Below are 14,127 nucleotides of genomic sequence, written 5' to 3' on the forward strand. Positions count from 1 at the left end.
GCGCGTGCCAGGATGGGGCCGTGCCGCAGACCATCTTCACCACGCCTCTCGTCGGCCGGGAGGGGGAACTCTCCCGCCTCGCCGGTGTACTGGAGCGCGCCCGGGCCGGTGAGGCCCGTGCCGTGCTGATCGCCGGGGACGCCGGGGTCGGCAAGACACGGGTCCTGGACGAGGTCACCGGGCAGGCGGCCGCGGCCGGGACGACCGTGCTCACCGGTCACTGCGTCGACCTGGGTGACGTGGGCCTGCCGTATCTGCCGTTCACCGAGATCCTGGGGGCGGTGGCCGCCGACGAGCGGTTCGCGGCGGTGCTGGCCGCGCATCCCGCGGTGGACCGACTGTTGGGCGCGGGGACGGACGCCGCCGGGGACGCGGGCGGGCGGCTGCGGCTCTTCGAGGGGGTGGCGGCGCTGCTGGCCGACCTGGCGAAGACCGCCCCCCTGCTGCTCGTCGTGGAGGACCTGCACTGGGCCGACCAGTCCTCCCGGGACCTGCTGCGGTTCCTGCTCAGCCGCGGCATCCTCCAACGCCCCGCCGGCGGTGCGCCCACGCACCGCCTCGCGGTGTTCGCGTCGTACCGCGCCGACGACCTGCACCGCCGCCACCCCCTGCGCCCACTGCTGGCCGAACTGGTGCGGCTGCCCTCCGTCGAACGCCTGGAGCTGCGGCCCCTGACCGACACGGAGGTCACCCGGCTGGTACGCGCCCGGCAGGACCGCCCGCTGCCCGACGCCACGGTCCGCGGGATCGTGGAGCGCGCCGAGGGCAACGCCTTCTACGCGGAGGAGCTGCTCGCGGCGACGGACGCGCAGGCCGGCGGCGTGCCCAGCGGCCTGGCCGACGTCCTCCTCATCCGCGTCGAGCAGCTGTCCGAGACCGCGCAACTGGTGCTGCGTACCGCCGCGGTGGCGGGGCGTCAAATCGAGCACGACCTGCTGAGCGAGGCGGTCGGGCTGCCCGGGGACGAGCTGGAGTCGGCGCTGCGCGAGGCCGTCGGGCACCAGCTCCTCGTCACCGGGGACGGGGACACGTACGCCTTCCGGCACGCGCTTGCCCGCGAGGCGGTGTACGCCGATCTGCTGCCCGGCGAACGGGCGCGGCTGCACGGGGCGTTCGCCCGGCTGCTGGCCGGGCGCGGCCACCCGGCCGAGAGTGCCGCCGAGCGCGCCCACCACTACCGCGAGAGCCACGACCTGACGGAGGCGCTCGCGGCCTCGCTGGAGGCCGCCGGGCACGCCCAGCGGGTCGGGGCGCCCGCGGAGGAACTGCGGCACCTGGAGGCGGCCCTGGATCTGTGGTCGGCGGTGGACCCGGCCGCGCGGCCCGCGGGCGAGGGAGTCGACCAGGTGACGCTCACGCTGCGGGCCTCGGTGGCTGCCGCGCAGGCAGGTGAGGGCCATCGCGCGGTCTCCCTCACCAGGGCCGCCCTCGCCGGCATCGGGCAGGACCCGGACTCCGAGCTCGCCGCCCGCGTCCGCTACACCCTCGCGGGGAACCTGCTGAAGGTCGACAGTCTCAAGGCGGCCTTCGCCCAGAGCAGCGAGGCGCTCGCGCTCATACCCGCCGATCCCCCCTCGCCCACCTGGGTGTGGGCGGCGGCGACCCACGTCGTGGCGGCGCGTCAGCTCGGGGAGACCGAGACCGCGCTCCGCGTGGCCCGCCAGGCGCTGCCCGTCGCCGAAACGCTGCGCGTGACCGATGCGCAGGCCGACCTGCTCATCTCGCTGGTCGGCCTCGAAGGGGGCACGCGGCGCGCCCCGGAGGGCCGCGAGCGGCTCAGGCAGGCCCGCGACCTGGCCCGACGGTCGGGCAACAGCACGGTGGAGATGCGCGCGCTGTTCCATCTGGCCGTCGGCTGCTTCGAGTCGGGCGACCTGGAGGAGTGCCTGCCCTGGCTGGCCGAGGGGCTGGACCGGGCCCGCCGCGCGGGGCTGCTGTCCTCGGAGTATCCGCTGGAGATGCGCTACCTCCAACTGCTCGTGATGTACACGCTGGGGCGCTGGGAGGAGTGCCTGCGCGCGGCGGCCACTGCCGAGGTGCTGCCCGCGTCGGGCGGGTACGCGCTCGGACCCGCGTGGTACGTCGGCGTCGCGCGCGGCGACCGGGCGGCCGTCGACCGGGCCCGCCACCTGCTGGAGGGGCCCTTCAACTGGCTGGCGACGCTTGTCGCGGGCCTTGTGCTGACCGACGCCGCCGCGCTGCGCGGGGATCCGGAGGACGCCGTGGAGCGGGCGCGTTCCACGATCGCGGCCCTCTCCGACGGGGGCACGCGACCCGACGCCGCGGTCCGGCTGGCCGCCCTCGCGCTGTCCGCGGTCGCCGACCGGACCGCCGAACTGCGCCCGACCGGCAGTGAACCGGAGCTGAGCCGGTGGACGGACACCGCGGCCGAACTGGTGCGGCTGGCACGGGAGACGGCCGCGCAGAGCGAGTCCGGACCACCGCAGGGCCCGGAAGGCCAGGCGTGGCTGGCCCGCGCGGAGGCGGAGTGGACCCGGGCGGTGTCCGGACCGGACCCGGCGGCCTGGGCGAAGGCGGTGGCCGCGTTCGACTACGGCGACATGTACGAGGGGGCCCGCTGTCGGCTGCGGTTCGCCGAGGCACTCCTCGTCGCCGACCGCCGCGACGAAGCGGCCACCGAGGCACGGGAGGTACGCGAGACAGCCGACCGGCTCGGCGCCACACTGCTGCGGGAGCGGGTGGACGCCCTGGTCCGGCGCGGCCGCCTCACGGACAGCCGGCCGACCGGCAACGGCGTGTCGCCCCTGACGGCTCGTGAGCAGGACGTGCTGCGCCTCCTCGCGCTCGGCCGCAGCAACCGCCAGATCGGCGAGGAGCTGTTCATCACCGGCAAGACGGCGAGCGTCCACGTCTCCAACATCCTCGCCAAGCTGGGCGCCGCGAGCCGTACGGAGGCGGTGGCGATCGCCTACCGGGCGAGGCTGATCGCGCCGGACCCGAACTCTTCCGGCTGATCCGTGCCCCCCCACGTCGCCAGGTCACCCCCGACGAGTTCGGCAAGGGCAAACCGCGGATCGTCGACGCCGTGCCCACCGACCTCTGCCCGGCATCTGAGCGGACGGCCGGTCGGCGGCGTTGTCAGTGCCCGGCGGCACAATCAGCCGTATACGGCATCGGGGCACGGTGTACCGGGAGGCGGTGACGGCGGGCCAGGGCGGGATCGCGGAGGTGGAGCGGCAGTGGATCTGAGATACGGCACCCGGATACCCCGCCCGTCGGCGGGGCACCCGGACCGTCCGGGTCGGCCTGGTGTCAGTTGCGCGCGGCCGGCGTGTTGGCGGCGGTGACGTTGACGGCGGCCCAGGCGCGGTCCACCGCCTTGTACTCCGTGCTGTCCGCCCCGTAGAGGTCCTTCGCCGCCTTCAGCGTCGCGACGCGCGCGTCGTGGAAGTCGGTCGTGGAGACCATGTAGCGGGTCAGGGCACGGTAGAAGATCGCCGTGGACTTGGTACGGCCGATGCCCGTCACCGGAAGGCCGTCGTAGGTCGGCGAGTCGTAGGTGACAGCGCCGATGGTCTTCTTGCCGCTGCCCTCGGCGAGGAGGTAGTACGCGTGCGAGGAGACACCGGAGCCGGCGTGGACCTCGGTGTCGTACGTCGCCGCGGACCAGTAGTCGATCGTGCCCTCCAGCTTGTCGAGGGAGGGCTTGTCGAGGCGGCGCAGGAACTTCTGGGAGAGGCCCAGCTTCTCGCCCACGAGGTAGTTCGGCGGGTTGTTCGGGTTGTTCGCGCTGAACTCGACGTTGGAGCCGAAGATGTCCGCAAGGGACTCGTTCAGGGAGCCGGGCTCCCCGTACTGGTTGCCCTGCGCGTCCACGCGGGTGGGCTCCAGGCGGGCGGTCGCGTCGACGACGCCGTGGGTGAGCTCGTGGCCGGTGACGTCGAGGACGACGAGCGGCTTCTTGAACAGGGTCCCGTCGCCGTCGCCGTACAGCATGCAGTCGCAGTACGGGTCCCAGAACGCGTTGCCCACCTGGTCGCCGAAGTGGACCATGGCGCGTGCGCCCTTGCTGTTGTTCTCGATGCCCTTGCGCCCGAAGGTCTTCTTGTAGAAGTCCAGGGTCTTGGCGATGCCGTACTGGGCGTCGACGGCGGCGCTGGCGCGGCTGGAGACGGCACCGTTGCCCCACTGGTTGTTCGTGGTGGTGAACTGCTTGCCCTGCGCGAAGTTCTCCAGTTCCTGGCCCTTGGCGTCCCGTGTCTCGGTGTTCCAGCGGGACGGGTCCTTCAGCACGTACGTGGTGCTCGCCGTGCGGGTGGTGACCAGCGGGACCTTGCCGACGAAGAGGGAGGAGCCGGTGCCGAAGGCGGTGGCCGGGTAGCGGGCGGCGACTGCGGTCACGGAGGTCGCCGAGGTGGCGGAGCTCGCGGCGAGGAAGGCGGTCCGCGGTGCGGTGCCGACGGCCGGGTTGAGCGTCTCGCCGCGCTCGCTCAGGGTGTCGAGCAGCTGGGGCGACAGGAACTCGTCGCTGTCGGGCGTGTTGCTGCGCACCTTGCCGGTGAGGGCGTCGATGACGACCGTACGGGAGCCGCCGCCCTCGGTGGTGTCGCTGTCGCTCACGTGCACCTGGTAGGCGAGCGCCGAGGAGCCGTCGCGGGCGTCGACCACGAGTTCGGCACTGCCCGCATCGCCCTTGGCGACGGCGGCGGCCTTCGTCTCGGCCTGCCGTGCCGTCAGCTTGGCCTTGCCGGCGGCGGGCCGGACCGTGTGGTCGGCGGCGCGGGTGACGCCCGCGTACTTCAGCCGCTGGGTGAGGTGGACGACCAGGTCGCCGCCGAGGACCGGCATGCCCCGATGGGTCCGGGCGAACCGGACGTGGCGCGCGCCTTCCGGGTCGATCAGCACGTCCTGGGCGTGCAGTTCGTCGCCCAGGGTGACACCGGTCGCCGAGGCGTGGGCGAAGGCGGCGGCAGTCGCCGCCCCCACGACGGACGTGGCCGAGGTCGAGGCAGCGCCCGCTGCCGTCCCCGAGGACGGGTCCGCGAAGGCAGTGCCCGCGAGCCCCGTGGCAGCTGTCGTCACAGCGACGGCCACCGCCAGGCTGCGTATATGGGGTCTACGCACTACGGAGGGTTCCTTCGTTCACAGACGGCCGGGTGACCAACCGCCCTGACGCATGGCGCCGTTGAGCGCCATGGGGGCCGGGAGAGCCCCAGAGTGAAACCCTTACCGATGAGTCATGTTCATGTAAAGCACGAATGATCCTCTTACATGCTTTTCATGGCATTACTTTGCACATACGCCCCGCTCAGTGATCGGCGAATGACCAACTGTGCGTCGACCGTGGAGATATGACGAGACACGAGAAGGTTGCCCCGGGACGGGTGTGACACATCTCGCATTGACGCCCGCCCGACCGGCGAAGAGAGGAATCCAATGGTCACAGCAACGGTCCGCACGGGTACGGCACTGGGGGCGGTCCTGTTGTCCCTCCTCGGGGCCCCGGCGAACGCCGTACCCCGGGAGGCGACCCCCGCCGCGGTCACGGCCGGTGCGCTGCCGCAGCCCGACCTCACGGGACTGCTCACGGTCCTGCGCACGGCGCAGCGGCAGGGCGCGCCGGGCGCGATGGCGCGGATCGACGACCAAGGCACGGTCCGCCTGGCGGCCGTGGGCCTGGCGGACCGCGCCACCGGACGGGCCCTGGCCGACACCGACCGCTTCCGCGTCGGCAGCATCACCAAGACCTTCTCCGCCGTCGTCCTGCTGCAACTGGCCGACGCGGGCAGGCTGAACCTGGACGCCCCGGTCAACCGCTATCTGCCGGACCTGCTGCCCGACGACCGGATCACGGTGCGGCATGTGCTGAGCCACCGCAGCGGCCTGTACGACTACACGAACGACATGTTCGCGGAGTCGGTCCCGGGCTTCGAGGCGGTCCGCACCAAGGTCTTCACCTACCGCCAGCTGGTGGCCCGTTCGCTTCAGCATCCGCGCACCAACGAACCCGGTGCCGCCTACTCCTACTCCAACACCAACTTCGTCGTCGCCGGCCTCCTCATCGAGAAGCTGACCGGACACTCCGTGGGCACCGAGTACCAGAACCGGATCATCACGCCGCTGAACCTGCGCGACACCTTCTACGTCCACCCCGGCACCCTGATCCCCGGCCGCCACGCCCACGGCTACCTCACCCCCGACGAGGACGGCGCCCCGCTGATCGACGCCACCGAGCAGACGGTGTCCTGGGCGCAGAGCGCGGGCGCGATCATCTCCAGCACCCGCGACCTCAACACCTTCTACTCGGCGCTGCTGCGTGGCCGGCTGACCTCGGCCAGGCGGCTGACGGAGATGGAACAGTGGGTTCCGGTCGACGGCACACAGGGGTACGGGCTCGGGCTGCGGCGGCGCGATCTGTCCTGTGGGGTGTCCGTGTACGGGCACACAGGCGCCGTGCAGGGCTACTACAGCTACGCGTTCACGTCCAAGGACGGCCGGCGCAGCCTCACCGCACTCGCCACCACCTCCAACAACGGCGATGTGCTGAACACGATGCTGGGCACGCTGGAGTCCGCGTTCTGCGGCAAGCGGGAGCGGACCGGCTCCGCCGGCGGTCGGGAGGTGTCCGTCGAACGCCACGAGGACATCGCTCCGGGGATCGCCAGGTACTGAGCCGCCTCCCGGTGCCGAGGAACCCGTCCGCCCTGGTGCACGTTGTCCGTACGAGACCCCGACAGGCCCGGCACCACGACACCAGGGGCGGCACGATGAGCGAGTTGGTCCCCGGAGGCAATGTGCCCCTCCCGGGCGGCGCCCTGACCGTCCGGGTGCCGGGCCCGTTCGACGTGTCCGCGCTGATCACCGACGACGGCGGCACAGTCCGGGGCGACGGCGACTTCGTCTTCTACAACCAGCCGACCGCCCCGGGGGCCCGCCTCAGCGGCGACACCCTGACCGTCGACCCGCCCGCACTGCGCGCCGGGGCCACCCGGATCACGGTGGTCGTCAGCCCCGCCGACCCCGGAACTCCCCTGGGCCGCCTGCCCGCACCCGCACTCCACGTCACCGATCGGCACGGCCGTACGCTCGCCCGGTTCGCCCCGCCACGGCCACAGCGGGAGACGGTTCTGCTGCTCGCGGAGATATACCGGCGAGGCACCGGCTGGAAGCTGCGTGCCGTCGGCCAGGGGTACGCCGACGGGCTGGCGGGCCTCGCCCGGGACTTCGGCGTGGACGTCACCGACGACACGGCCGGGGCACCCACCGCCGCCCCCACGGTGCCCACTCCCGTGTCCTCCCCGAGGCTCGTGCCGGGCGGGACCACTGCCGGGTCCGCCCCCGTACGCGGGCCGGTCACCGTTCCGGGCCGTGCGCCCGCCCGCGAGGTCGCCTCCCTCCACCCGCGCGACCGCGCTCCCGCCCCCGACCCCGACGGCTTCGTGAGCCTGGTCAACTCCGCCCGCGCCGGGGCCGGTTCCCCGCCCGTCGCTCTCGACGCCCGACTGGTCTCCGCGGCGCGCGGGCATGCGGCGGCCATGGCCGCGGCCGGCCGTCTCGGCACCGAGGGCCGGGACGGCGTCTCCGTCCACCAGCGCGTCACCGCCGCCGGCTACGCGTATCTCACCGTCGGCGAGCACCTGATCTCCGGTCCGCGCACGCCCGCCGAGTTCGTCGCGTACTGCCTGCGCACCGACCAGCCCCGGCGCACCCTCCAGGACCCGGCGTTCACTCACGCCGGCCTGGCGTACGTCACGGGCGGCGGCGACACCTACTGGACCGCGCTGTGGACGACACCGCTCACCGCCGACGGGCTGGCCCGCACGGAGGCGGAGGTCGTCGCCCTCACCAACGCCGAGCGCGCCCGGGCCGGCCTGCGCCCCCTGTCCGCCGATCCGCAGCTCCACGCCGCCGCGCGGACGCACAGTGCGGACATGGTGGCGCGCGCCTTCTACTCCCACACGTCGCCCGAAGGCAGCCGGCCCTGGGACCGGGCCGCCGCGGCGGGCTCCACCCGGCGCACGATCGGCGAGAACATCGCCTGCGGGCAGCGCTCCCCCGCCGAAGTGGTCGAGGGCTGGATGAACAGCCCAGGCCATCGCGCCAACATCCTCAAGCCCGACTTCACCCACATCGGGGTCGGCTTCGCGGGCGGCGGCCCGGCGGGCACGTACTGGACCCAGCTCTTCGGCGCCTGAGGGCGCCTGCCGCCGGTGGCCCGGCAGGTCCTGGAACGGGTCGGTGAGGACACCCGGTTGGGGCTGGTCGTGTGCGGGGCGACGCCACGACCGGGAGGTGCTGTCCGGGTCGGAGCGGTTCGAACTGAGCCGGGACGGGGCTCCGACGGGAGTACGTTCATTGCGCGCCGCCGAACAGGCCCGCGCCGGGCAGTTCGCATTCAAGTCCCTTTACCGCTGGTTACCGCCAGGTCGGCGTAACGGCATTCGCATCGCGGATGGCTCGCGGATGAATTCCGGGTGCGTGTGCACGGGCGTCCCTGCCCGAGGTGGGAGCGGCGTTCCCTGGTGCCGACCGCCGCTCTGACGCCTTTTCATCGCACGTAGGACTCGCCGCTCTTTGAATGAAAGACAGGAATGACCCCGAATTCGGGGAGGATTTGAACAGACCCCGTCGCGGCCGCCGTACCCATGGGAAAGGTGAGAACCCGGGGTGCAGCGAGGGATGACCATGGTCAAGGCGCATGTCTTCACGCACGAGTTGGTGGCCGGGAGATACCGGCTCCTCGACGTCGTCTCCCGCGAAACGAACCGCGTCTGCTGGTACGGCGAGGACGTGGAGGCCCAGCGTCCGTGCCTCCTCACCCAGATCGGGTTCCCGGGCGGCGCCGGTGACGTCGGCGCCGCCGGCGAGGAGGACGCGCGCCGGACCACCGGTCGTATCCTGCGCATGTCGGAGACACTGGCGCGCGTGTGCCCCGGCCGGGTCGTGCCGGTCGTCGACGCCGTCGAGGAGGCGGGCACCCTGTGGACCGTCACCGAGTGGGTCGACGGTACGCCGCTGGGCGAACTCCTCGCCCAGCAGGGCACGTTCAACTACGTCCGGGCGGCCCGGATCGGGCTGGAGCTGCTCGACGTGCTGGAGGCCGCGCACGGCGAGGGCATCACACACGGCGAGCTCAGCCCGGGCCAGGTGTACGTGCGCGACCGCGGCCCGGTCATGATCACCGGCTTCGGGCTGGCGGGCGCGACCCTCGCGCCCCGGGTCACGGCACCGTCGTACGCCTCACCCGAACAGGCACGCGACGAACGCATCGGTCCCGCGGCCGATCTGTGGGCGCTGGGCGCGATCCTCTACACGATGGTCGAGGGACGTCCGCCGTTCCGGGAGCGGGACCGGCCCGAGGCCACGCTGAAGGGCGTCGACCGGCTGCCGCTGCGCACCCCGCTGCGCGCCGGCCCGCTCGCCCAGGCCGTGCAGGGGCTGCTGCGCAAGGACTCCCGTGAGCGGCTGTCCCGCCCACTCGTCCGCGAGACCCTCACCCGCGTCCTCACCGAGGATCCCGACATGGTCCTGCCGACCGCGCCCACGCCCCGGCTGCGCCGCGCGTACGCCACCGTCCGCCACGCCGGCCCGGAGTGGAGCGGCCGGACCATGGCCGCCGGGACCGGCCTTGCCGTCGTCACCGTCGCGGTCGCCGTCCTCGCCGCGACCGGCCAGCTGCCCGGCACCGGCGGCTCCGCGGCCGGCGCCCGGCCTCGCCCCTCCGTTCCCGCCTCCGCGTCCGCCACGGCGCCGGACGGCGCCGACGGCGACAGAGCCTCCGGCGCGCCGACGCCTACACCCACTTCGACGCCGACGCACACACCCACACCCACACCCACACCGTCCTCCTCGGTGTCCGCGACCGCCCTGCCGTCCGGATACCATGTCTACGACGCGCCGGAGGGGTTCTCCGTCGCCCTACTCGACGGCTGGGAGCGGCTGACCACCTCACGCGCGTCCGACCTGGCCTACCGCGTCACCTTCGGCGCGGAAGACGACCCACGCACGCTCGCGGTGACCTACAGCGAGCGCGTCGGCCCGGATCCGGTCGCCGTCTGGCGGGACGACGTCGAGCCCGGCCTGGAGCAGGATGCGGGGTTCCAGCGGATCGGGGAGATCCGTGCCACGACGTACCAGGGTTTCCGGGCCGCCGACATGGAGTGGCTCGTCGATGTGGACGGCACCCGGGTGCGCACCTTCGGCCGCGGCTTCCTCCTCGGCGGGCACCGCGGTTTCTCGCTGCGCTGGACGACGCCCGCCGCCGACTGGGACAAGGCCGCGAACGAGCAGGCACTGGACATCTTCCTGCGAACGTTCCGACCCGGGTCGGACTGAGCCCGCCACCGGGCTCCTCCGGACGCCTTCCTGCGGCCCGGCCGGGGTCAGACCGAGTCGACCGAGCCATGCGGCGCCCGGAAGGAGCACAGCCGCCCGCCGTGCAGTGGTTCCGTGCGCCAGCGTGCCGTGAAGGTGCGGTCGTCGAGTGAGCAGGTCACGACCAGGCGGTGCGGCGTCTCCAGGAACGCCGTGTGCACCTCCAGGGTCCGCGCGTCGACCCACCCGCCGCTGACGGCGGTGGGCAGCGGCTCCTCGGCGACGTTCCACCCACCCGACCCGAGCCCGAGCCGGAGTCGCTCGCCGTCCTCGGTCAGCGTCAGCGTCCAGCCGTCCGCGCCCGCCGTGACGGCGACGCCGGTCAGGCCCGGCTGGGCAGCGCACACCCCGCCGGACGGGGTGAACTCGGCACCGGACCAGGCCTCGGCCCGCTCGGGCGGGGCGCTCTTGCCCACGGCCGGCGGCAGCGCGAGCCGCCCCAGCCGCTGCGCCAGAGCCGTGTCCGCCTGCTCGCGGCCGGGCAGAGGTGCGGGGCGGAAGGCGGGCAGCAGGTGCTCCCAGACCAGGTCGAGCAGCGCCTGCATCTGCTCGGTCGCCGCGGTCGTCGCGATCACGGCGTCGTACTCGGGCAGCACCAGGCAGAACTGGCCGTACGCCCCGTCCCCGCGGTATCCGTGCCGGGACTGCCAGAACTGGAATCCGTACCCCCGGTCCCAGTCCCGCCGGTCCGCCTCGGCCGTGCCGCTCACGGTCGGGATGTGCTCCCGCGTGGCCAGCTCGACCCACTCCCGCGACAGCAGGCGCTCGCCCTCCCAGACGCCGCCGCGCAGATACAGCTGGCCGAGCCGGGCGACAGCGTCGGTGGTGGCGTGCAGTCCGCTGTAGCCGAGCTCGCGGCCGCCCCGGTCCCGCAGCCACGACACGGCGCCGATGCCCAGCGGGTCCAGCAGCCGCGGCCGCAGGTACTCGGTGAGGGGCTGTCCGGTCACCCGCTGGACGATCGCGGCCAGCGTGTACGTGGTGGGCTGGTTGTAGGCGAAGAGCGTGCCCGGGTCACGGTCCGGTGGCAGCAGCAAAAATCCCCGTACGGGCTCCGCGGAATCGACGGCGAGGGACTCGTGGATGGTCTCGGCGAGGTGCCCGCTGGACATGGACGCCACGTGTCGCACGCGCATCGCACGGCTGCGTGGATCCGTGATGTCCGCCTCGAACTCCGGAAAGTAAGAGATCACCAGGTCGTCCAGACCGATCAGCCCCTCGGCGAGGGCGAACCCGGCGGCCGTCGCGGTGAAGCTCTTGCTGAGCGAGTAGAGGAGATGGGGGCGCTCCGGGGTGTACGGCGCCCACCAGCCGGAGGCGACCAGGTGACCGTGCCTCATGATCATCAGGCTGTGCGGCTCGATGTCCGGGGCGCCTTCCAGCGCGTCGAGGAAGGCGTGGACGCCGGATGCGTCGACGCCCTGGTCGGCGGGGGTGCCCATGGGCAGCGGGGGAACGCTCATACCGGCATCCTCTCCCGGCGCCCGGCCCCGTTCGACGGGTTTTCCACACCGGAGGGTGTCTCGTTTCCGTCCACCATCGGCCGGGGACTCGGCGAACATGGTGCAAATCGGATACACGATGATGACCGAGCAGGCCGGCCCCCGTGAGCTGGTGGACCATCTGGTGCGGGCCGAGGAGGCGGGCTTCGACTTCTCCGTGACCTCGGACCACTACTTTCCGTGGCTGCGCGCGCAGGGTCACTCACCGTACGCGTGGAGCGTCCTGGGCGCAGCCGCGCAGGCGACCTCGCGTATTCCGCTGATGACGTACGTGACCTGTCCGACCTTCCGCTACCACCCGGCGGTGGTGGCGCAGAAGGCGGCGACGATGCAGTTGCTGTCGCAGGGCCGGTTCCGGCTGGGGCTCGGCTCGGGCGAGAACCTCAACGAACATGTGGTGGGCGGCGGTTGGCCGTCGGTCGACGTGCGGCACGAGATGCTCGAGGAAGCGGTGGAGATCATCCGCGCACTGTTCGAGGGCGGCCACGTGAACCACCGCGGCACGCACTTCGACGTGGAGTCGGCCCGGTTGTGGGACCTGCCCGACCAGCCGCCGCCCCTCGGGATCGCGGTCTCCGGTGAGCAGTCCTGCGCCCTCGCGGGCCGGCTCGCCGACCTGGTGATCGCCACGGACCCGAAGCGGGGGCTGCTGGACGCTTTCGACCGGCACGGTGGCGCGGGCAAGCCCCGCGTGGGGCAGCTGCCGGTCTGCCACGACCCCGACCGGGACACGGCCGTCAAGCGCGCACACGCGCAGTTCCGCTGGTTCGGCGGCGGCTGGAAGGTCAATGCCGAACTGCCGCACCCGGACTCCTTCGAGTCGGCCACCCAGTACGTGACGCCCGACGACGTGGCCGCCTCGATCCCGTGCGGCGACGACCCCGCGGACTTCGTCGAGGCCGTACGCCCGTACGCGGACGCCGGGTTCACCGAGATCGCCCTGGTCCAGATCGGGGGCGAGTCGCAGCCGGCCTACCTCGCCTGGTCGGAGAAGACGCTGCTGCCCGCGCTGCGTGACGCCTTCGGCTGAGGGCGAGAACGCGGGGACACGAGAACGCCACGGCGCACAGAATGGGCCCATATAAGCTGGTCGGTCTGCACGTGTGCAGTCCGACCAGCCCTGCTTCCAGGAGAGCCACCTGTGACTCCAGCGATCGTCCCGCCCGAGACCTCCCCCGCAGCCCTGTCCGACCTCGTCGCGCGGGACGCACGCGAGTTCGGCGTCTATGCGCGGACCGGGGGCTGGGCCTTCGGCCTGATGGTGGCGCGGAGCGTGCGGCCCGGCGGGCAGAGCGCGGACGGGACGCCCAAGGTGTCGGCGAAGGAGTTCGCCGAGCTGGCGGGTTGCTCGGCCGAGCGGGTCATGCGCTACTACAAGGCCTGGGACCGGGCCGCCGACGACGGCGTCGTCCCCCACTTCGAGGCGCTGGCACCGGGCCAGGAGGTGGAGCTGCCGGACGCGGACGTGTGGTTGAGCTACTACGTCTCCCGCTCCAGCGCCACGTCCGAGCGCGGCACCGCCATCGCCGAGGCCGCCGAGGCCGAGGGCATCCGCCCGACGAAGGCGCTGGAGGTGGCCGAGAACCCGACCGCCCTGCGCGCCGCGATCCTCGCCGACCCCTCCACCGCCCGGGCGGCCCGGCAGGCGCTGCTCGACCGCGTCCGGGAGGACCCGGAGCTCCAGACCGAGCTGGCCCGTGACGTCGTACGCACCGACGACCTCAAGAAGGCGGTGGCCTCCGAAAGCCGGTCGGCCGACCGCATCGGGTACGTGCGCCAGATCGCCGAGTCCGGGCAGATCAAGACACCGGCCGGACAGACCGTCGACGCGCCCGTCCAGCTGCGCCAGGAGGCCGAACGGCATCTGTCGCTCATCGACGAGCTGGAGGACGACGAGGACACCGTCGAGTGGGCCACCGAGGCCTACGACACCATGAAGTCCCTCGTCGTCGAGGCTGTGGAGGCGGACCCCGAACTGCGCATCCAGGAACGGCGGACGAAGTTCTACAGCAGCCTCCAGAAGGCGACGAAGGTCTTCGAGGAGCTGACCTTCGACGACGCCCAGGAGTTCTACGAGGACGACATGGTCCAGCAGCTCGAGGAGCTCCAGACGGCCATCGGCACGTGCATCGCCGCGCTGCGCGGGTCTCGCGGGAATCACCCGGAGGGCTGAGCATTCCGCGCGCCGCGCGGGTACTAGGGCCTGTTCTGAGTTGAGATCACGGGAGGGCTGGCAGGCTGCGTAACCAGAGGATGGATCCGCGCAGGTGGAGTCCTGCGGCGTAGCTCT

Annotated in this window: 8 protein-coding genes; 6 read left to right on the plus strand and 2 right to left on the minus strand. The window is 72.7% G+C overall.

All coding sequences use genetic code 11. The features are described 5' to 3' along the window. Positions 1–20: 20 nt before the first annotated feature. A complete protein-coding gene (locus ACFY16_RS30980; RefSeq protein ID WP_390650491.1) occupies positions 21–2,975 on the plus strand; it encodes an AAA family ATPase in 2,955 nt (984 codons plus the stop codon). A 298-nt stretch (positions 2,976–3,273) separates the two neighbouring features. Here the strand turns inward: ACFY16_RS30980 and ACFY16_RS30985 are convergent, their stop codons facing one another. Further along, positions 3,274–5,085 (minus strand): M4 family metallopeptidase, encoded by a 1,812-nt coding sequence (locus ACFY16_RS30985; protein ID WP_390650492.1) that lies wholly within the window; start codon positions 5,083–5,085, stop codon positions 3,274–3,276. 312 nt (positions 5,086–5,397) lie between these two features. Between ACFY16_RS30985 and ACFY16_RS30990 the strand changes: the two genes are divergently transcribed. From ACFY16_RS30990 to ACFY16_RS31000, 3 genes are all read left to right on the plus strand, one after another. Continuing rightward, positions 5,398–6,633 carry a serine hydrolase domain-containing protein gene (locus tag ACFY16_RS30990; protein WP_390650493.1) on the plus strand — a complete coding sequence of 412 codons (1,236 nt, stop codon included), beginning with the start codon at positions 5,398–5,400 and terminating at the stop codon, positions 6,631–6,633. A gap of 95 nt (positions 6,634–6,728) precedes the next feature. After that, a complete protein-coding gene (locus tag ACFY16_RS30995) occupies positions 6,729–8,156 on the plus strand; it encodes a CAP domain-containing protein (RefSeq protein WP_390650494.1) in 1,428 nt (475 codons plus the stop codon). Positions 8,157–8,640: 484 nt separating this feature from the next. Next, entirely contained in the window at positions 8,641–10,296 is a 1,656-nt protein-coding gene (locus ACFY16_RS31000; RefSeq protein ID WP_390650509.1) for a serine/threonine protein kinase, read from the plus strand. A gap of 47 nt (positions 10,297–10,343) precedes the next feature. Here ACFY16_RS31000 and ACFY16_RS31005 read toward each other — a convergent pair whose 3' ends face one another. Then, entirely contained in the window at positions 10,344–11,798 is a 1,455-nt protein-coding gene (locus tag ACFY16_RS31005) for a serine hydrolase domain-containing protein (RefSeq protein ID WP_390650495.1), read from the minus strand. A gap of 97 nt (positions 11,799–11,895) precedes the next feature. Here ACFY16_RS31005 and ACFY16_RS31010 point away from each other — a divergent pair, with 97 nt between their 5' ends. Further along, positions 11,896–12,867, plus strand: a complete 972-nt coding sequence (locus ACFY16_RS31010) for an LLM class F420-dependent oxidoreductase (protein WP_390650496.1) — start codon at positions 11,896–11,898, stop codon at positions 12,865–12,867. Positions 12,868–12,978: 111 nt separating this feature from the next. Next, complete coding sequence (locus tag ACFY16_RS31015; RefSeq protein ID WP_390650497.1) at positions 12,979–14,010, plus strand: hypothetical protein; 1,032 nt, start codon at positions 12,979–12,981, stop codon at positions 14,008–14,010. The last annotated feature ends 117 nt before the right edge of the window (positions 14,011–14,127 follow it).

Source organism: Streptomyces sp. NPDC001315 (assembly GCF_042896175.1).
In the GTDB taxonomy this organism is placed as follows: domain Bacteria; phylum Actinomycetota; class Actinomycetes; order Streptomycetales; family Streptomycetaceae; genus Streptomyces.